Below are 18,205 nucleotides of genomic sequence, written 5' to 3'. Positions count from 1 at the left end.
GGCCGTACCGCACACAGTAGGTGCTGGCGGCACTAACCGCCAGAGGAACGGTGGTCGGCAAACCGCACCCTGTCCCCGGCAGGGTGCGGTTCGCGCAAGCCCTCAGTGCGCGCTGGCCGCGGCGGCCCCCAGGCCGGTCTGGGCACGGACGAACTGGTCGTCGAAGGCTGCCCGCTCTTGCTCGGCACGGGCGCTGCGGTCGAGTTTGGAAACCACGACGATGACCAGGAAGGCCAGCGGCATGGAGAACAGCGCCGGATGGTCGTAGGGGAAGATCGCTTTGGCGTTGCCCAGCACCGTGACCCATACTGCCGGCGACAGGATCACCAGCAGGAGCGCACTGACCAGGCCGGCACAGCCGCCCCAGAGAGCACCGCGGGTGGTCAGGCCCTTCCAGTACATGGCCATGATCAGCACCGGGAAGTTGGTCGAGGCGGCGACGCCGAAGGTCAGGCCGACCAGGAAGGCGACGTTCTGTTTCTCGAACAGGATGCCGAGACCGATGGCGACTAGGCCGAGGCCGATGGTGGCGATGCGGGTCACGCGCATCTCGTCCCTCTCGCTGGCCTGGCCCTTCTTCAGTACGGTGGCGTAGAGGTCGTGGGAGATCGCCGAGGCGCCGGCCAGGGCCAGACCGGCGACCACAGCGAGGATGGTGGCGAAGGCCGTGGCGGATAGGAAGCCGAGGAACAGGTTGCCGCCCACTGCCTTGGCCAGGTGCATGGCGACCATGTTGCCGCCGCCGATCAGCGCGCCTTTGATGTCGCCGCCGACGAAGTACTGCGGGTCGGTGCCGACGATGACGATGGCGGAGAAGCCGAGAGTGATGACCACCAGAAAGAAGAAACCGATGAAGCCAGTGGCGTAGAACACTGACTTGCGGGCTTCCTTGGCGTTCGGCACGGTGAAGAAGCGCATCAGGATGTGTGGCAGGCCGGCGATGCCGAAGGCCAGGCCGAGCGACATGGAGGCGGCGTTGAGCGGGTCTGCGAGCATCGAGCCGGGGCCCATGATCGCCTTGCCGATGGCGTGGCTGTCGATGGCGCGGGCGGCGAGGGCTTCGTAGCTGAAGCCGAACTGGGCCATTGCCAGCAGCGCCAGGGTAGTACCGCCGGCGAGCAGCAGCACCGCCTTGATGATCTGTACCCAGGTGGTGGCAAGCATCCCGCCGAAGATCACGTAGACCAGCATCAGCGCGCCGACCACCACCACCGCCACCGGGTAGTCGAGACCGAACAGCAGCTTGATCAGCTGGCCGGCGCCGACCATCTGCACCACCAGATAGCAGCACACCACGGTCAGCGAGCCGAAGGCGGCGAAGGTGCGGATGCGGGTCTGGTCGAGACGGTAGGAGACGATGTCGGCGAAGGTGAAGCGGCCTAGATTGCGCAGCCGCTCGGCCATCAGGAAGGTGATCAGCGGCCAGCCGACGAAGAACGCCACGGTATAGATGAAGCCGTCGTAGCCTTTGGCGAACACCAGACTGGACAGGCCGAGCAGGGTGGCGGCGGACATGTAGTCGCCGGCGATCGCCAGGCCGTTCTGGAAGCCGCTGATGCCGCCGCCGGCGGTGTAGAAGTCGGCCGTGGAGCGGGTCTGGCGGGAGGCCCACCAGGTGATTGCCAGGGTGCCGAGGACGAAGACGAAGAACATGCCGATGGCATGCAGGTTGAGAGGCTGCTTTTCCGCAACGATCACTGGGGCGGCGAAGGCGCTGGTGGAGAGCAGGCAGAGGCCGGCAAGGCCAAGGGCGCGAAGCGGACTCATTGCTGGCTCTCCTTGAGGATCTGGGCGCTGAGGGCGTCGAAACGGGTATTGGCGCTGCGCACGTACCAGCCAGTGAGCAGCCAGGAGAAGACGATGATCGCCGCACCAACCGGCAGACCGACGGTGAGCAGGGTGTCTTCGCCGAGTGGTTGATGCAGCCATTGCGGGGCGAAGGCCACCGTCAGCATGAACAGGGAATAGGCGCCAAATACCGTAGCGCTCAGCGACCATGCCAGGCGCGAGCGGCTTTGCACCAGCTGGCGGAATTTCGGATTGTTGCGGATCTGATCGTAACTCTGGGTATGCAGTGATATTGGTTGGTTCATCGTTGGGCACCGGATTGTTGTTGTTGTCTCTGTACCATTCGCGACCGCCCCTTCGGGCGCGCCGCTACCTCTGGCGCTCGGCCGGAGCCAGGCGCCATGTCTTCTCGATCTGTTTTGCGGAGTCGATCAGGGCTGGCGCTACAGCGCCCTGGCCCTTTCGCGCAGGACGTATTTCTGGATCTTGCCGGTGGAGGTCTTCGGCAGTTCGCTGAAGACCACGCGCCTGGGGATCTTGAAGCCGGCCAGGTGCTCGCGGCAGAAGGCGATGATCTCCGCCTCGCTGGTTCGTTCGTGGCCGGCCTTGAGGGTGACGAAGGCGCAGGGGGTTTCTCCCCATTTCTCGTCGGGGCGGGCCACCACGGCTGCCTCGAGGACACCGTGATGGCGATAGAGCACGCCTTCCACCTCGATGGTCGAGATGTTCTCGCCACCGGAGATCACGATGTCCTTCAGGCGGTCCTTGATCTCCACGTAGCCGTCCGGATGCCAGACGCCCAGGTCGCCGGTGTGGAACCAGCCGCCCTCGAAGGCCTCGGCAGTGGCGGTGGGATTCTTCAGGTAGCCCTTCATCACCGTGTTGCCGCGCATGAAGATCTCGCCGATGGTCTCGCCGTCGCGCGGCAGTGGCTTGAGGGTCTGCGGATCGGCCACCATCACCCCTTCCAGGGTCGGGTAGCGCACGCCCTGGCGCGCCTTGATCCGTGCCCGGTCGTCCAGCGGCAACTCGTCCCATTCCTCGTGCCAGGCGCACACGGTGACCGGGCCGTAGACTTCGGTGAGGCCGTAGACATGGGTGACCTTGATGCCCATTTCCTCCACCGCGCCGATCACCTTGGCCGGCGGCGCGGCGCCGGCGACCATGGCGTTGACCGGATGGTCGATGGCGGCCTTGGCCGAATCGGGCATGTTGACCAGGGCGTTGAGCACGATGGGCGCGCCGCACAGGTGGGTGACGCGGTGCTCGTGGATCAGGGTGAGGATCTTCTGCGGGTCGACCCGGCGCAGGAAAACGTGTGCGCCGGCCAGGGCGGTGACGGTCCAGGGGTAGCACCAGCCGTTGCAGTGGAACATCGGCAGGGTCCAGAGATACACGGGATGGTTGCCCATCGCCCAGACCATCTGGTTGCCCAGCGAGTTCAGGTAGGCGCCGCGGTGGTGGTAGACCACGCCCTTGGGGTTGCCGGTGGTGCCCGAGGTGTAGTTGAGGCTGATGGCCTGCCACTCGTCCTCCGGCCACTGCCAGGCGAACTCGGGATCGCCCTCGGCGAGCAGCGCCTCGTAGTCCAGATCGCTGACCGGCTGGCCCTCGCCGTATTCCGGATCGTCGACGTCGATCACCAGCGGCGGGTGGGCGAGCATGCCGACCGCGGCATGGATCACCTCCTGGTACTCGCGGTCGGCGATCAGCACCTTGGCCTCGCCGTGCTGCAGCATGAAGGCGATGGCCTCGGCGTCCAGGCGCACATTGAGGGTGTTGAGCACGGCGCCGATCATCGGTACGCCGAAGTGCGCCTCGAGCATCTGCGGAATGTTCGGCAGCATCACCGCGACGGTGTCGCCCTTGCCGATGCCGCGGCCGGCGAGGGCCGAGGCCAGGCGGCGGCAGCGCACATAGGTTTCGGCCCAGTTGCGGCGGATCGAGCCGTGGATCACGGCGGGGCGGTGCGGATAGACGGCGGCGCTGCGCTCGATGAAGCTCAGCGGGGAAAGCGGGACGTGGTTGACTTGAGAGCGCGACAGGCCCTGTTCGAAGATCGACATGTTCTTATCCTTTCAGGCTAATTGTTAGCTCTTATTGCCTCTCAGCCTCCCCGTTCCGGCGGGTGGCTGGTACATCCTTCGTAGATCTATATAGCAATCTCCATTTGATATGTAAATACTACTGAATAAATATGGTATTTTTACTATATTGATCCCCCGTGATCTCAGATCATCAGCCGGAAGACGCCCCATGCCCACGCATTCCGTTCCTTCCAGTGTCTCGCCGCTGCTGGCGCTCGACCCGCAACCGAGTCTGCTGCTGGATGTCCAGGCCCGGCCCCTCGAACTGAACGCGGCCCTGCTGGCGCTGCTCGGTGAGTCTGGCCCGCAGGTGCTGGCCGGTTGCCTGCCGGCGAATCACGCGCAGCTGGTGCGCGCCTGCCTGGAGCAGCGGCGTGCCATCGAGGAGGTCGAGGCGCAGTTCGGCGAGCGGGTCCTGCTCTGGAACTTCGTTCCCGATCCGCAGGAGGGGAGGGTGCTGGCGCGCTGCCGGGACGCCAGCGCACAGATCCTTGGCGAGCGCGAGGCGGCCAGGGCGCGCCGCTTGTACCGGCTGATCACCGAGAACACCACCGACCTGATTTCCCGCCACGATCCCGACGGCCGCTTCCTCGACGCCTCGCCGGCTTCCTGGACCCTGCTCGGCTACTGGCCGGAGGAGCTGCGCGGCAAGCCGGTACGCACACTCGTGCATGTCCGCGAGCGGACGCAGCTGCGCTGTGCCCGCGAAGCGCTCGAGCAGCACGGCTACCACACCATGAGCTACCGGGTTCGTCACCGTGCCGGGCACTACCTGTGGTTCGAGACGGCCAGCCGGGCGATCCGCGACACTTACACCGGCGCGGTGGTGGAGGTGATCAGCGTGTCGCGGGACATCACCGCCCGGGTGCGGGCCGAGGAGAACAATCGGCGGCTGGCCGGCGTGGTGGAGGCCAACACCGATCTGGTGCTGTTCATCGACCCGGCCGGGCAGGTCACCTATCTCAATCCGGCTGCCCGGCGCACCCTGGGGATCGGCGAACGGCAGCCGATGCCGTCACTGGCCGGACTCTTTGCCCGTGACGACCTGGCGCGCCTGCAGGCCGAGGGCTGGAACACCGCCGAGCGGCAAGGCGCCTGGAGCGCCGACGCGCGTCTGCAGCCGACCGGCGGCGGCGCTTCGGTGCCGGTCTCGCTGGTACTGCTGGCGCACTCCGCGATCGGCGGCGAACGCTACTACTCGCTGGTGGCGCGCGACATGACCGAGCGCGAACTGCGCGAGGCGCAGCAGCACCGTCACCAGGACGAGCTGGCGCATACTGCGCGGCTGGTCAGCCTCGGCGAGCTGGCCTCGGGGCTCGCCCACGAGATCAATCAGCCGCTGGCGGCGGTGGTCAACTACGCCAGCGCCAGCCAGCGCTACCTGCAGTCCCTGGAGCACAATCCCCAGGCGGTGCTGCGCGTGGCCCAGGGGCTGGAGCGCATCACCGAGCACGCCCAGCATGCCTCGGAGGTGATCAAGCGGCTGCGTGCCTTCCTGCGCAAGGGCCAGCGGCGCATGCAGGCGCTCGACGTGGCTGAGGTGGCGCGGTGCGCGGTGCGCCTCTGTGGCTGGGAGGCGAGTGCCGGCCAGGTGACGATCGAGGCGCAATTGCCGGACGGCCTGCCACCGGTCTATGCCGACCGCGTGCTGCTCGAGCAGGTCCTGCTCAACCTGCTGCGCAATGCCATCGACGCCAACCATGAGGCCCATCCCGGCCAGCCCACCCGCGTCGTGCTGACGGCCCGTGCCGAGGCCGGCCGGATGACGATCGAGGTGCGCGACTGCGGGCCGGGGCTGAGCGACGCCGAGCTGGAGCGGGTGTTCACGCCGTTCTACACCAGCAAGCCGGAAGGGCTGGGGTTGGGCCTGTCGATGAGTCGCAGCATCGTCGAGGGCTTCGGCGGTTCCCTGGAAGCGCAGCGCGCCGAAGGCGTCGGGCTGTCGATGTGCTGCCGGCTGCCGGTCCAGCAGGGCGATACGCGGCCGGACTCCAGATAGCTTGAAAGCTCCCGGAGAGGGCGGGCGCGCTCAGGGACAGGGTACCAGGGGCAGATCGCGCTTGTGTCGGGTCGCCTCGTATGCCCGGACGATGCGCTGGCAGGCCGCCTCACCTCCCGGCCGTGCAGGAAGGCATTGATGTCGGCGTAGGAAACGCCATGCGCGTCCTCGTCCGGCCTGCCCGGGCGCAGCTCCTCGAGATTGGCGGTCGGCAGCTTGAGGACCAGATGCCCGGGCGCCGCCAGGTGGGCGCCAAGGGCGCGCACCTGCCCCTTGACCAGGCCGGCGATAGGGGCGAGATCGCAGGCGCCGTCGCCGAATTGGGTGAAGAAGCCCATCACCGCCTCGGCGGCATGGTCGGTACCGATCACCAGCCCGCCGCGGGCATTGGCGATCGCGTACTGGGCGACCATCCGCAGCCGGGCCTTGACGTTGCCGAGGACGAAATTCTGCCGTGCGGCATCCAGGCGCTCGTGGTGTTTCAGTTGCTCGTCCAGACTCCCCACGTCGGCGGCGATGTCGAGGGTCTCCTGCTCGTCGGCCGCGATGAAGGCCAGCGCGTATCATGATGACGGGCTCCAGAACCGGCAAAGGGCAGACGTGCATGTCGCCCATGCGTGCAGAGGAAATCACCCGTTGTCCTCGGTTATCTATCCTTGAAGCCTCAGCCTGCAGCAAGACTGAGGCCGCATCACGTTACTGAAATCGGGATTGCCTGACCATCGCCGTCCGAGGCAGGGTATTGTCTTGCCGCGTTCGACGTGAAATCCTTTCGATCACAAGGATTGGCGGCTTGCCTACCCTGCACCTGCCAGAAATCCTTGCGATCGTGAGGATTAGGTCATGCGCATCGAGATCATTTCCGCCGACGACATCGGCCCCGTGGTACGGGCCAGCCGCAAAGCCCAGTCCATTCGCCAGGACGATGCCGCCGGCAGCATCGGTGTCAGCGAGTCCTTCATGGGCAAGGTCGAAAGCGGCGGGGAAACCGTGCAATGGGGCAAGCTGTTCCAGGTGCTGGAGGGGCTGGGCGTGCGGGTGATCCTCGATGTCCCCGACGAGGTGGCCAGCCAGCTCGCCGCGGCACAGCAACTGCATACTCGCAAGCAGCGCGCCAAGGCCGCCCGCCAGGCGAAGACGGCTCATCAGACCAGTCCCGAGGGGCCTCGCTGATACAGCGCACGCTACTGGCCTGGATCGACCGCCAGCGAATCGGCACCCTGAGCGACCGCTACGGCATCTGGTCCTTCCGCTATGCGCCGGCTTGGCTGGAGGCGTCCGGCAACTTCGCCCTGTGCCCCGGCCTGCCCCTGCAAGCCGAAGAGCAACAGGACGGAAGCTCGCGACGGCCGGTGCAGTGGTACTTCGACAACCTGTTGCCTGAGGAAGGCCAGCGAGTCCTGCTGGCCAGCGCGGCCAGGGTGGATGGCGCCGATGCATTCAGCCTGCTCGGCCACTACGGGGCCGAGTCCGCCGGCTCGCTGACCTTGCTTCCGCCGGGGAGCGAGCAGGGTGAGGGCGGCCTGCGGCCGTTGAGCGATGCCGACCTGAGCGCGCGCATCGCCGCCATGCCGAGCGTCCCGCTGGTCGAGGGTGCGCTCAAGCGCATGTCGCTGGCCGGCGCCCAGCACAAGCTGGCGGTGGTGCTGCAGGACGGTGAGCTGTTCGAGCCGTCCGGGCGGACGCCCTCGACGCATATCCTCAAGCCCGACCATCCGCATGAGTCCTACGCCCATTCGGCGATCAACGAGTGGTTCGTGATGACCTTGGCCCGGCGGCTCGGCCTGGCGGTGCCACGGGTGGAGCGCCGTTATGTGCCTCAGCCGGTGTACCTGATCGAACGCTTCGACCGCCAGCCGGGCGCCGAGGGCTGGCGCCGCCTGCACAGTATCGACGCCTGCCAGCTGCTGGGGCTGAGCGCGGCCTATAAATACCTCGAAGGCAGCGTGGGCCGGCTGATGGAGCTGGCGGCCGCCTGCCGCAGCGCGGCGGTGGCGCGCACGGCGTTGTTCCAGTGGCTGGTGTTCCGACGCCCACCTGAAAAACCTCAGCTTCCTGGTCTCCCATGCCGGCATCCAGCTGGCGCCATTCTACGACCTGATCTGCACCGCCGTGTACGACACGCCTGCGTTCGGCCAAGCCCGTTGGCCGGCAGCGACCACCTTGGCCTGGCCGATAGAAGGCCGCGTGCGGATCGCCGACATCGACCGCCGCTGCCTGGCGGAGGCGGGTGAAGCCATGCAGATCAAGCCGGGCACTGTCGTGCGCCTGCTGGACAGCCTGCGGGACAAGATTGTCGGCGAGGCGCAGGCGCTCTATGCGCAGGTCGAACGCGAGAATGCCGAGTTGATCGCGCAGCGCCCGGAGCTGGCGGCAACCCTGGCCGGCGAGCTGCGCTGCCTGCGGAGCATCCTCCATGTGGTTATCGCTGAGCAGGTGGCTCGCCTGAAGTGACGCCGAACCGGCACTACCGATGAACAGATCCGCAGCAGGCTGCGGCCGCGGACATCAACAGGAGGCGCGGCGCGCCTTCTTGTCTTCTGCCTTGGCAGACATGGCCTTGTGCTCGTACTCCCAGCCCTTGCAGGCCAGTGCCACATGCTTGGGGATCAACGCCGTGCCGCTGCTGTAAGCGGTGATGGTGCGCCGGCTAAAGCCCAGCTCGATGGCAGCTGTGGTCAGGGAGAGCTTGTTGGCGGCCAGCCAGTGCTTGAAGGCTTGGGTCGGCATCACCTCGCCAGCCTGCTCCAGTGCAAGGCGGTGCAGGGTGGTGGCGGGCAGCTCGAGGTCGTCGCCCCAGGTCACATCGAAGCCCCATTCGCCGACCTGGGCCTGACGGAACCGCTCCAGGTCTTCCAGCGGCTTGAGCACTGGCAAGCTGCGGATGTGCTCGGCCAGCTGGACGGTGTAGCGCTTGCCGTTGCTGAACTCGACCTGCAGGGCATGCTTGCCGGCAACGGGCTTCACGCTGTGGATGCGGACTTTGCTGGTCATGGTCTAGTTCCTCCGGTTCTGCTCGTCCCATACCTGCTGCAGTTCAGCGGCATGTTGCGCCGCCCACGCCAGGGCGGCTTTGAGGGCTTTGGGCTCGGCGCCTTTGCCGAGCACCTTGAGCCCGTCGATCTCCACCAGCGACTCGCCCTCGGGCGTTTGTACATGGAAGTGCGGCGGTGCGTGGTCGTCCGGGTAGATCTTGATTTTCCAGTTGCGGTCGCTATGTAGGGGGCGTCGCAGAAAACGGAAAAAATCGTACGTTTAGCCTCGAACCGTCAGGTTGAGGCCATAGACCCAGATGCAATTGCGTCAGGAAACATCAAAATGAGCCCTAACCTGACGCTGCTGGCTGGTCACGGCTGACGTCCGGTTGAGGTATAACCCAGCCGGACACCCCAGGCCGGCTGTGGCTTCCAGCCAATAACCTGGCGCTTAGCGTATGATTTTTTCCGAATTCTGCGGCAACCCCTATGTACATGGCCATGGCCGGGATGCAAGGGAAATTTTTTCCCTATGACAAGGGTGCTGAGGGTAATTGAGTGTGCAGCGACTGGAGCTGGCTGCCACCCTTGCCGGCGAGCTGCGCTGTCTGTGTGGTAATCGCCGAGCAGGCGTCGCGCCTGAGGTGACGCTGAAGCGCCCGGCCCACGATCAGGCGCGCAACTGGCCGACAACCGACTCGAACATGCAGTCGGCGGCCGAGCGGCCATCGCGCAGCGGCTTGCAGAACAGCGCCCCGGCATTGGCATGGTTGGTGTCCAGCGCCTGGTCGATGTCCGGCTCGCCGGCGACCTGCCACTTGCGCCCCAGCCGTGCCACCAGATCCGAAGCGTTCGGCCGCCCCGGCTCGGCGCGCACGTTGATCCACAAGCGGCTGCGCGGCGCCGGCCGGCGGTAGGGGATGTTCGAGCCCAGCCGCACCAGCAGACCAGAACCGACCGGGTCCAGGGTCACCAGCATCTCCACCCGGTAGCCCCATTCGCTGAGCCGCTGCGACAGGTGCGCGCCGCTCCAGGCGCCAATGCTGTGGCCGACGATATAGATGGGCGTGGCCTTGTCCGGGATTGCGGCAGTCACCAGCCGGCCGATGGCTGGCTCGCCGCGTACTTCGTGATAGCCGAGGTAGAGCGACCGGCAGGCGGCCGCCAGCCCGGCCTGCTCGATGCGCCGGTCGAAAGGCGCCTGCGCGTAGGCGATGTTGCGGTAGGGGCCGGCGAGGTAGTAGGGCTTCTTGTCGCCGGCGCCGCCGATGAACAGGGCGAGGGCTCGGTGGTGATTCATCCTCGGCGGCGCTCCTTGCCGACAGGCTTCTTCTGTAGCCAGCGATATCTAACCGGGTCGGTTGTCGGCCCTGCAGGCAAGTGGCGTTCCGGCTGTGGCGCTGACCGCCTGGCAAGCGCTGCATGAGCATGCGCAGATCAAGCCAGGGCAGACGGTGCATCCACGGCGCCGCTGGCGGGGTCGGCAGCATGGCGGTGCAGATGGCGCGGATCGCTGGCGCCACCATCATTGCCACGGCCTCGGCGCGCAACCATGAGTACCTGCGGGAGCTAGGTGCCTCTCAGGTGATCGACTACACCCAGACGCCGTTCGAGACCGTCGTGGACTCGGTCGATGTCGTGCTGGACCTGGTTGGTGGCGATACGCAGACACGTTCATGGTCGGTACTGAAACCTGGGGGTGTACTGGTTTCCCCAGTGAGCCCGCCTGACGCCGCACAGGCAGAGGCGGTCGGCGCAACGGGCAAGCATTTCGCGGCACGCTCCGATGGCGCTCAGCTTCAGAAGATCGCCGCGTTGTTCGAGACGGGCGACCTGGTGATCGAAGTGGAAGTGTTGCCCTTATCCCAAGCCGAAGGCGCGTTGCGCAAGAGCTGGGGGCGGCACACACGTGGCAAGCTGGTCCTCGATGCCAGTTTGTAAACGCGGCGCGTCGCAGACAGCTGGCCAAGCCGGGCGATTGCCCGGCTTTTTTCGTCCGCAATTTCGCGACATCGCCGGCAGGCCCGCAACAGACGGCAGGTCGAGCCTGCGAGAGGCTGACCCTCATCGGTGCTGGTCACCTCCGCCTGGCAGGGCGAAACCAACATCATGACCATGGGCTGGCACCTGATGATGCAATTCAGCCCTGCGCTCTTTGGTTGCTACATCTGAGAAGGCAACCACAGCTACGAGTTGATACGCCGCAGTCGCGAGTGCGTGATCAACGTGCCCACGGCTGACTTGGTCGATGCGGTCGTTTGCGTCGGCAACAGCTCGGGAAGGTCGTCGAACACGTTCGAGACGTGCGGATTGAGCGCAGCGCCTGCCAGCCGTGTGGATGCGCCCCTGATCGAGGAGTGCTTGAGCGAGCGCTTCAGGCCGCAGAACCTGTAAGGCCCGGGGCGAGCATCACGCCTGGCGATAGGCCCTGGGCGTGACGCCCACCTCGCGGCGAAATACCTGGGAGAAATGGCTCGGGCTCGAGTAGCCGACCTCCATCCCGATGTCGATGATGCTGCGGTCCGTCTCGAGCAGCAGATGGCGGGCGCGCGCCATGCGCAGGCGGATGAAGTACTGCGAGGGCGACAAGCCGGTGGCGCGCTTGAACATCCGGCTGAAGTGATACTCGCTCAGATCCGCGATTTCGGCCAGGTGTGTCAGGCTGAAGTCGTCGGCCAGGCGCTCGCTCATCGCTTCGATGACGCGCCGCAGCTTGTACGCCTGCAGCGCATTGCCGCGCCTAGCAACGCTGTGCGGATCAAGGTAGGTGCGGACCAGATGCACGGCCAGCGCCTGCGCCAGGCTACGTGCGAACAGCGGGCTGGGCTGGCGCTCGCTGATCAGCTCGATGCGCAGCTGATCCAGCATGAACCTCACCCGTTCATCACGTGCACCGGACACATCGAGAAAGGTCACCGGGGTGGCGTGTTTGCCCAGCAGATCCCGTGCGGCCTGATCGATGAGTGGCAGGCCGAGATATAGGTGCATCACCTCGAAGACATCGCCGTCCTGTGTTTGCCAGCGCATCTCATACGGCTCGCTGGTGTTGGTGAGGAAGAAATCGCCGGCCTGAACGTTGGCGGCTTCCCATTCCCCGCCGAGGGAGCGTTCTTCGATGTTGGCGGCGCCGGCCAGCACCAGCACCAGCAGCGGCTCCACCACGGCGGGAACCAATATCGGCTCGACGATGGTGTGATGGGTGAACAGCTGCACCACCACATCCTGCATTTGCGGGCGCGGCGGCAAGGCCTGCTGCTCGCCAGGCAGATAATGCAGCATCGATTCGGCGGTGATGCGTTGGGCATCACTCAGTGGCGGTACATCCGGTTCGGTCTGGTGCACGGCATGCTCCCATCGGCAAAGCCCTCAAGCGAGGGCTGCGATCGATAGGGTAGCGCAGGGATGGGCAGCCTCGATTAGGTCGACCCGACCGGCTCAGCTGGCCAGTGCAGGAATAGGCGCATCCAGCGCAATGGCGGCCCGGACCGGGTCGAAGTATTCGCGGATGAAGGCCAGCTTGCCGTTTTCGACGCGGACGAACAGCACGTAGTCCTGCTGGTAGAGACGTCCGGTCGGCTTGATCAAGCCCTCGGCCTTGACCTCGGCGCTCGCCTCGGAGGGGGCCGCGCCGGGGTGCACCTTCAGATCATGGAAGCGGAAGTTCTCCACGGCGCCGACAAACCAGCCGACGTGGCTGAGCACCTGATCGCGCCCACTGAGGCGGGCCGGATGACCGAGCGCAGGCGCGAACGGCAGCTCCCACACCAGGTCGTCGGCGATCAGCGTCTTCCACCGTTCGTGGTCATCGACAAAGGTTTCGAAATGCAGGTGCAACAGCTGCTCAGCAGTATTCATGGTCATCGCTCGTTTCAGTAACAGAAGGGAAAGGGCTCGCCATTGGGCAAGTTTCGACCATCAGCCGAACAGCTTGGTGGCGGTCTTGGCGATCAGTTCACCCTGGTGGCGGGCGCCGGCCAGTTCGGTCTCGCCGAGCGCATCCCGCTGATCCAAGGGGACGGTGCTTCGCTGAGCCTGCTGGCCGGATCTCTCGAAGGCGTCCAGTCGCCCACCCAGACGGTTTCTGATCTGTTCTACGCCGACCTCCAGTTGCAGGCGGGCGCGTGTTATCGCTTGTCGGCCGAGCACATTGAGCGCGCCTTCTATATGGTGAGCGGCGAGGTCGAGGTGGTCGGTCAGCCGGGGCGCTTCGGCGCTGATCGTCTGGTGGTGCTTCGCCCGGATAGCGAGGTGGTGCTGCGCGCCGTCGGGCCCACCCGGCTCCTGCTGCTGGGTGGCGAGCCGCTGGAAGGTCGCCGACACATCTACTGGAACTTCGTCTCCAGCCGGCCCGAGCGAATCCTGCAGGCCGCCGAAGACTGGCGTGCCCGGCGCTTCCCTGACGTACCGGGCGATGACGAATTCATCCCGCTGCCCGCCGATTCGCAGGTGCGGTGGCGATTCAAGGCGTGATCGTCACGTGCTGACGCCTCGGTGATCGCACTTTCGCGCAAAACTCCGACAGTCTGGGCAAGCCCCCGAAAGCCCGGCGCTCCCCGTTGCGAGACAGTGCACTCGTCGATAACGACAGCGCCCGCGGGCGCAGGGCCAGCGAATGTCTCGTCTGGCTCGCCCAGGAGGAGACCACCATGACTGATATCAAGCACAGCATTCCCCAGGAAGTCGAAGGCAAAGTCGCGCTGGTCACCGGCGCTGCCAGCGGCATCGGCAAGGCCATTGCCCTGTTGCTGCATGCGCGCGGCGCGAAGGTCGTCGCCGAAGACCTGAACCCGGCGGTCGAGGCGCTCTCGCGCCCCGGGCACCAGCGCCTCGAAGAGGCCTGCCTCGATCTAGCCCGGATCTGCAAATCGGAAATCGCCGGACGGGTACAGGTACCTTGTTGGCGATATTCCTGTAATCGGAAATTTAGTGATGCGGCATCCCCTCATGCCTGGATGGCATTTCTTTTGATAAAATTACTGTAATCGGAAATCAATGAACAGGAATACCTTACCCATAAAACCCCTGCATAGTCTGAAACCAGCAAACAGGCCAAGCGCAGGGTGGTCGTGCGGTTCGCACTTCCGGCATGCCGGCAGGCATGCTGTACTTGGCCGCTTCGATGGCGACTGGATTGCCCGGTGTCAGGCTCTTTTATCCTTTGCCGGCGACGTTCAGGAGGAGGGCGGCTCGCTGCTCCGCAGCCTCCCGGAAAGACAGCGCACAATGACAACAACAGGAGAATCCCGATGGAGCAGGTGGTGTACGTGGTGGACGATGACCAGGGCATGCTGGACTCGACGGTCTGGCTGCTCGAGTCGGTGGGGCTGAAGGCCTTGCCGTTCATCAGCGGCCGGGAGTTTCTCGACGCCTGCGAGCCAAGCCTCAACGCCTGCGTGCTGCTGGACGTGCGGATGCCCGGGATGGGCGGGCTGAACGTGCAGGAGGCGATGCGCGCGCGGGGCATCGACCTGCCGGTGATCTTCGTCAGCGGGCACGCCGACGTGCCCATCGTGGTGCGGGCCTTCAAGGCCGGTGCCTGCGACTTCATCGAGAAGCCCTACAACGAGCAGATGCTCCTCGACAGCGTGCAGCAGGCGCTCGGCCGTTACGGCGAGCGCCGTTCCGGCAGCCGTGGTCAGGAGGCGGTGCAGGCACGCCTGGATACGCTGACGCCGCGCGAGCGCGACGTACTGCTGCCGCTGGTGCAGGGCTATACCAACCGGGAGATCGCCGAGCAGCTGGCGATCAGTGTGAAGACCGTCGATCTCTACCGCATGCGGGTGATGAAGCGCATGCAGGCCGAACGGCATGCCGACCTGGTCGGCATGGCCATCGCCGCCGGGATGGTGGACCCGCTGAACCTGCGGGCGAACGCGCCGGCCTGAACCGGCCGGGCAGGAGGAGGGCGCGCGGCTAACGTGGCAGTCCGGCGAGAAAGCCCGTGAGGAAAATCTCCAGCGGTGCGCCGTTGCGGACCAGCCGGGCGCGCTGCACGGCGCCTTCCCAGCCGATCCAGAAGAAGGCGGCAAGTCCGGCGCAGTCGGTGTCGGCAGGCAACTGGCCACGCTCCTTGGCAAGCTGCAGGCAGGCAGCCAGACGACGCTGCCAGTCACACAGGGTGGCCTCCAGCTGATCGCGGAAGCTCTCCGGCAGGATGGCCACCTCCTGACCGAGATTGCCTACCAGGCAGCCGCGGCGGAATTCGTATTTCGCCATGCCGGCCTTGGCGTCCTCGACGAAATCGCGCAGGCGCTGCAGCGGCGGCACCTCGTCCTGCAGCAGCCAGCGGTCCAGCTTGCGCGCGAAGTAGGCGCCGTAGCGTTCCAGAACCGCCTGGCCGAAGGCCTCCTTGCTCTCGAAGTAGTGATAGAAGGAGCCCTTGGGTACGCCGATGCGCTTGAGCACGGCCTCGATGCCGGTGGACATGAAGCCCTGTTCGGTGAGGATTTCCATGCCGCAGCGGATCAGCGCCTCGCGGGTATCGGGGAAGTCCCGGGCGACCTTGGGCGGGCGGCCGCGGCGGGGTTTGGGCGTCGTGATGGTCATGGTGGCGAGTTTGGCCCCGGCTCCGCTTGCCTGGCAAGCCGTGCCGGGGCTGCCGCATGCCTGCGAGGGCCGCCCTCGGTCTTTCCTTATCTAAACTGGTTCTACCCGGGAAGCAGGGCCAGGTGATGAAAGAGAAAGAGCTGCGACTGGCGGTCGTTTTCTTTGGCGGCGTCTCACTGGCGATCTACCAGCACGGCATCAACCGGGAAATCCTCAATCTGGTCCGGGCGTCGAAGCTCTATCACGCGGACCAGCCCGTCGATGGCCGGGAAACGCCGGCACGCAGCCTGCACGAGCGCTACCCGGACGAGCCGGAACAGTCCACCGGGGACCTGTACCGGGAATTCCTGGAGACGCTGGGAAGGGATGTCTGCCTGCGGGTGATCGTCGACGTCATCGCCGGCTCCTCGGCGGGGGGCATCAATGGCGTGACCCTGGCCACGGCGCTGGCCCACGATCGCAGCCTGATGCCGATCACCGACCTGTGGCTCGACGAGGCCGACATGCTGGGCCTGCTGGCCCCCGAAGCCAGGGCGCGTCTCTGGAGCAAGTGGTATTTCTGGCCGCTCGTGCATCCTTTGCTCATCCGCCTCAACCGCGAGGGCCTGCTGCCGGGAAAGGCCAATGCCGAGATGGAAAAGCGGATTTCGGTATTCCTGCGTTCGCGCTGGTTCAAGCCGCCCCTGGACGGTCGCCGCCTGAGCACGCTCATCCTCGACGGTCTGACGGCAATGAGAACCTCCAGCTCGCCGTGGGAGTCGCTGCTGCCGCAGGGGGCCAGGCTCGACCTGCTGGTGACCGTCACGGATTTCCGGGGGATCGAGCGGCCGATCTTCATCCACGATCCGGCAGTCGCCTACGAGCGGGAGCACCGCCACCTGCTGCATTTCAGCCTTGACCATCGCCGCACCGGGCATCTGCTGAGCGATTTCGACGTCGACAACTTTCCTTCCCTGGCCTTCGCCGGACGGGCGACGGCCTCCTATCCGGGAGCCTTTCCGCCGGCCCGGATTCGCGAGATCGACGAGATTCTGGCGGCGCGCCACATGCCCTGGCCGGCCCGCGCGCATTTTCTGGAGCGGAATTTCCGCCACTACCTCGAGCGCGGCGAGAATCCCGAGGAGGCGGTGCTGCTCGATGGCAGCGTGCTCGACAACAAGCCGATCATGGCCTGCGTCGAGGCCATCCACACGCACTGCGCGTTCAGGGAGGTGGATCGCCGGCTGGTCTTCATCGATCCCAACCCCGGAATGGTCAGGGCTCCCGGTACCGGCGTGCCGGGCTTCTTCGCCACCTTGCGGGGCGCGCTCTCGGACCTGCCGCGGCATGACCCCGTGTACAACGAACTGGCGGTCATCAGCCGCTACAACGTGCAGGCGCGGCGGCTGAAGGCAGCGATCCTCAATGCCCGGCCCATCGTCGCCAAACTGATCGAGCAGGCGACGGCGGGGCGGCTCAGGAGCGACCTCACGGCCGACGACCTGCGGCACTGGCGACTCTCGTCGATCAGCCTGCTGTCCGGCACGACCATCGTCTATGACGTCTGGATGCGTTCGCTGGTTCTCGAGGCCCTGGACTTCATCGTGCGGATCATCGTCACTGCCTGCCAGTACACTCCCAATTCGCCGGAAGCGTGCCGGGTACAGGAGGTCATCGAAACCTGGGCCAGGCAGCAGGGAATCATCGCCGACTCCTATGCCATGCCCGAGAACCTTTATAAAAACGCCGAGCTGCCGCCGTTCGGGAAGATGATTCTGGATTTCGGGGTCATCTACAAAAGGAGGCGACTGAACTTCGTCCTGCATGAAATCAACGATCTCTATCCGGGGGTTTCCGGCGAGCAGGCCGGCGCCAGCGCAGCCGATTCGGAATCCCTCGACCTGCTGAAGATCAAGATCCACAAGTGCATCGACGAGCTGTCGATCTACGACGACATCGACTTTCTCAGCCGGCAGGCTATCGCCGGCTGCCGGGAGATCTTCCTGGAGCCGGGCGGCGAGGGCGCCTGGCCGGGGCCGGAGACCTTCGAGGAGATCACCCGGCTGGTCGGGCGCCTGGCCCTGGAGTGCGACCTCGCCAGGACGGCCGACAACGCGGATGCGGTACTGGCTTCGTCACTGGTCCTGAACCTGGAGGAGCGGAGCCGCGACGCCATTCTCACCGGCTACCTGGGGTATTTCTTCTGGGACATCATCCTGCGGCCGACCGTGAGCGCGCTGTCGCTGGACAGCGATGCAGGGCCGATCGAGGAGATCCTGGTGGACCGCATCAGCCCCGAGGACGCGATCAGCCTGCGGCTCGACGGTCAGAAGAATGTGCTGCTCGGCCGGTCGTTCGCCAGCTTTGGCGGATTTCTCGACCGCTCGATTCGCGAGAACGACTACCTGTGGGGGCGCCTGCATGCCGTGGAGCGGCTCTTCGACATTCTGCTCAGTACGGTGCCGGTGAGCATTCGCGGCAACTTCGACATCGGCGCCCTGAAGAAGCGCGCCTTCGAGCGGGTGCTCGCGGAGGAGGAGCCGCACCTGCATTCGATTCCCGCGCTGATTGCCAAGCTCAGGGAGGCCGTCGAGCGTATTTAGGCCAGGGCTGGCCGTTGACCTCGACGGAATACTAATGTCGGGGAGGCCCCTGCGCTCAATCTTGCTTGGCGCAGTAGCGGGGCGAACCGGTTCAGCATTTATTTAACATAATATACATTATGCGAACTGTTGGTTCCGGTTTCCAAAACCCCGAAAACGCGGATACGGCGAACGCGAATGATACACGGACATCCTGGCGATGACCGGGATCAGCTGCCAAAACGCCAA

At 65.6% G+C, this 18,205-nt stretch carries 15 protein-coding genes and 4 pseudogenes; 9 read left to right on the top strand and 10 right to left on the bottom strand.

The genetic code is table 11. The features are described 5' to 3' along the window. Positions 1–102 precede the first annotated feature (102 nt). From ACG10_RS10575 to ACG10_RS10565, 3 genes are all read right to left on the bottom strand, one after another. Positions 103–1,767 carry a cation acetate symporter gene (locus tag ACG10_RS10575; RefSeq protein WP_089168197.1) on the bottom strand — a complete coding sequence of 555 codons (1,665 nt, stop codon included), beginning with the start codon at positions 1,765–1,767 and terminating at the stop codon, positions 103–105. Next, complete coding sequence (locus tag ACG10_RS10570; protein WP_039804112.1) at positions 1,764–2,093, bottom strand: DUF485 domain-containing protein; 330 nt, start codon at positions 2,091–2,093, stop codon at positions 1,764–1,766. The genes ACG10_RS10575 and ACG10_RS10570 overlap by 4 nt, the downstream gene beginning before the upstream one ends. Before the next feature lie 138 nt (positions 2,094–2,231). Further along, entirely contained in the window at positions 2,232–3,854 is a 1,623-nt protein-coding gene (locus ACG10_RS10565; protein WP_089168196.1) for an acyl-CoA synthetase, read from the bottom strand. A gap of 190 nt (positions 3,855–4,044) precedes the next feature. On the opposite strand from ACG10_RS10565, the gene ACG10_RS10560 reads away from it, so the two are divergent. Next, entirely contained in the window at positions 4,045–5,874 is a 1,830-nt protein-coding gene (locus tag ACG10_RS10560) for a PAS domain-containing sensor histidine kinase (RefSeq protein ID WP_089168195.1), read from the top strand. 30 nt (positions 5,875–5,904) lie between these two features. On the opposite strand, the pseudogene nadE reads toward ACG10_RS10560, so the two are convergent. Then, positions 5,905–6,434: pseudogene (gene nadE, locus ACG10_RS10555) on the bottom strand (NAD(+) synthase); the annotation flags it as partial. A gap of 283 nt (positions 6,435–6,717) precedes the next feature. On the opposite strand from nadE, the gene ACG10_RS10550 reads away from it, so the two are divergent. Together ACG10_RS10550 and ACG10_RS10545 are read left to right on the top strand one after the other, a co-directional pair. After that, positions 6,718–7,047: a helix-turn-helix domain-containing protein gene (locus tag ACG10_RS10550; RefSeq protein WP_089168194.1), complete on the top strand. Its 330-nt coding sequence runs from the start codon at positions 6,718–6,720 to the stop codon at positions 7,045–7,047. After that, positions 7,047–8,328, top strand: a pseudogene (locus ACG10_RS10545) (HipA domain-containing protein). Before ACG10_RS10550 ends, ACG10_RS10545 begins: the two are co-directional and overlap by 1 nt. Before the next feature lie 54 nt (positions 8,329–8,382). Here ACG10_RS10545 and ACG10_RS10540 read toward each other — a convergent pair. The 3 genes from ACG10_RS10540 to ACG10_RS10530 all read right to left on the bottom strand — a co-directional run bounded on the left by ACG10_RS10540 (position 8,383) and on the right by ACG10_RS10530 (position 10,149). Continuing rightward, complete coding sequence (locus tag ACG10_RS10540) at positions 8,383–8,868, bottom strand: DUF2442 domain-containing protein (protein ID WP_089168193.1); 486 nt, start codon at positions 8,866–8,868, stop codon at positions 8,383–8,385. A gap of 3 nt (positions 8,869–8,871) precedes the next feature. Beyond that, the gene (locus tag ACG10_RS10535; RefSeq protein ID WP_232487270.1) at positions 8,872–9,066 is read right to left on the bottom strand and encodes a DUF4160 domain-containing protein; all 195 of its coding nucleotides are present in this window, start codon (positions 9,064–9,066) and stop codon (positions 8,872–8,874) included. A 453-nt stretch (positions 9,067–9,519) separates the two neighbouring features. Continuing rightward, positions 9,520–10,149 (bottom strand): hypothetical protein, encoded by a 630-nt coding sequence (locus tag ACG10_RS10530; RefSeq protein ID WP_089168191.1) that lies wholly within the window; start codon positions 10,147–10,149, stop codon positions 9,520–9,522. A gap of 52 nt (positions 10,150–10,201) precedes the next feature. Here ACG10_RS10530 and ACG10_RS10525 point away from each other — a divergent pair. Both ACG10_RS10525 and ACG10_RS24810 read left to right on the top strand, forming a co-directional pair. Further along, positions 10,202–10,790 (top strand): annotated as a pseudogene (locus tag ACG10_RS10525) (NADP-dependent oxidoreductase); the annotation flags it as partial. A 276-nt stretch (positions 10,791–11,066) separates the two neighbouring features. Beyond that, positions 11,067–11,243: a hypothetical protein gene (locus tag ACG10_RS24810; RefSeq protein WP_332460696.1), complete on the top strand. Its 177-nt coding sequence runs from the start codon at positions 11,067–11,069 to the stop codon at positions 11,241–11,243. Between the two features lie 15 nt (positions 11,244–11,258). On the opposite strand, the gene ACG10_RS10515 is transcribed toward ACG10_RS24810, so the two are convergent. After that, complete coding sequence (locus ACG10_RS10515) at positions 11,259–12,128, bottom strand: helix-turn-helix domain-containing protein (protein WP_089169852.1); 870 nt, start codon at positions 12,126–12,128, stop codon at positions 11,259–11,261. Positions 12,129–12,284: 156 nt separating this feature from the next. Further along, entirely contained in the window at positions 12,285–12,704 is a 420-nt protein-coding gene (locus tag ACG10_RS10510; protein ID WP_089169851.1) for a nuclear transport factor 2 family protein, read from the bottom strand. Between the two features lie 42 nt (positions 12,705–12,746). On the opposite strand from ACG10_RS10510, the gene ACG10_RS10505 reads away from it, so the two are divergent. The 3 genes and pseudogenes from ACG10_RS10505 to ACG10_RS10495 all read left to right on the top strand — a co-directional run bounded on the left by ACG10_RS10505 (position 12,747) and on the right by ACG10_RS10495 (position 14,734). Further along, positions 12,747–13,319 carry a pirin-like C-terminal cupin domain-containing protein gene (locus ACG10_RS10505; protein WP_089168190.1) on the top strand — a complete coding sequence of 191 codons (573 nt, stop codon included), beginning with the start codon at positions 12,747–12,749 and terminating at the stop codon, positions 13,317–13,319. Between the two features lie 176 nt (positions 13,320–13,495). Continuing rightward, positions 13,496–13,666 (top strand): annotated as a pseudogene (locus tag ACG10_RS10500) (SDR family NAD(P)-dependent oxidoreductase); the annotation flags it as partial. Between the two features lie 429 nt (positions 13,667–14,095). Further along, positions 14,096–14,734, top strand: coding sequence for a response regulator transcription factor (locus ACG10_RS10495; RefSeq protein ID WP_089168189.1), 639 nt, complete (start codon positions 14,096–14,098; stop codon positions 14,732–14,734). 28 nt (positions 14,735–14,762) lie between these two features. Here the strand turns inward: ACG10_RS10495 and acuR are convergent, their stop codons facing one another. Continuing rightward, a complete protein-coding gene (gene acuR / locus ACG10_RS10490) occupies positions 14,763–15,395 on the bottom strand; it encodes an acrylate utilization transcriptional regulator AcuR (protein WP_089168188.1) in 633 nt (210 codons plus the stop codon). Between the two features lie 56 nt (positions 15,396–15,451). Between acuR and ACG10_RS10485 the strand changes: the two genes are divergently transcribed. Continuing rightward, on the top strand, positions 15,452–17,977 hold the full coding sequence (locus ACG10_RS10485) for a patatin-like protein (protein WP_232487237.1): 2,526 nt from the start codon (positions 15,452–15,454) through the stop codon (positions 17,975–17,977). The last annotated feature ends 228 nt before the right edge of the window (positions 17,978–18,205 follow it).

The organism is Azotobacter chroococcum (assembly GCF_002220155.1).
Classification (GTDB): domain Bacteria; phylum Pseudomonadota; class Gammaproteobacteria; order Pseudomonadales; family Pseudomonadaceae; genus Azotobacter; species Azotobacter chroococcum.
Note: the sequence above shows the minus strand (reverse complement) of the source record. Positions and strands in the feature narration are given on the sequence as shown.

What these genes read in the sequence shown, in the direction of transcription:
- ACG10_RS10515 (WP_089169852.1), bottom strand. Translation starts at nt 12,128, where the DNA reads ATGCTGCATTATCTGCCTGGCGAGCAGCAGGCCTTGCCGCCGCGCCCG.
- acuR (WP_089168188.1), bottom strand. Translation starts at nt 15,395, where the DNA reads ATGACCATCACGACGCCCAAACCCCGCCGCGGCCGCCCGCCCAAGGTC.
- ACG10_RS10550 (WP_089168194.1), top strand. Translation starts at nt 6,718, where the DNA reads ATGCGCATCGAGATCATTTCCGCCGACGACATCGGCCCCGTGGTACGG.
- ACG10_RS10510 (WP_089169851.1), bottom strand. Translation starts at nt 12,704, where the DNA reads ATGAATACTGCTGAGCAGCTGTTGCACCTGCATTTCGAAACCTTTGTC.
- ACG10_RS10540 (WP_089168193.1), bottom strand. Translation starts at nt 8,868, where the DNA reads ATGACCAGCAAAGTCCGCATCCACAGCGTGAAGCCCGTTGCCGGCAAG.
- ACG10_RS10530 (WP_089168191.1), bottom strand. Translation starts at nt 10,149, where the DNA reads ATGAATCACCACCGAGCCCTCGCCCTGTTCATCGGCGGCGCCGGCGAC.
- ACG10_RS10570 (WP_039804112.1), bottom strand. Translation starts at nt 2,093, where the DNA reads ATGAACCAACCAATATCACTGCATACCCAGAGTTACGATCAGATCCGC.
- ACG10_RS10565 (WP_089168196.1), bottom strand. Translation starts at nt 3,854, where the DNA reads ATGTCGATCTTCGAACAGGGCCTGTCGCGCTCTCAAGTCAACCACGTC.
- ACG10_RS10575 (WP_089168197.1), bottom strand. Translation starts at nt 1,767, where the DNA reads ATGAGTCCGCTTCGCGCCCTTGGCCTTGCCGGCCTCTGCCTGCTCTCC.
- ACG10_RS10485 (WP_232487237.1), top strand. Translation starts at nt 15,452, where the DNA reads ATGCCTGCGAGGGCCGCCCTCGGTCTTTCCTTATCTAAACTGGTTCTA.
- ACG10_RS10495 (WP_089168189.1), top strand. Translation starts at nt 14,096, where the DNA reads ATGGAGCAGGTGGTGTACGTGGTGGACGATGACCAGGGCATGCTGGAC.
- ACG10_RS10560 (WP_089168195.1), top strand. Translation starts at nt 4,045, where the DNA reads ATGCCCACGCATTCCGTTCCTTCCAGTGTCTCGCCGCTGCTGGCGCTC.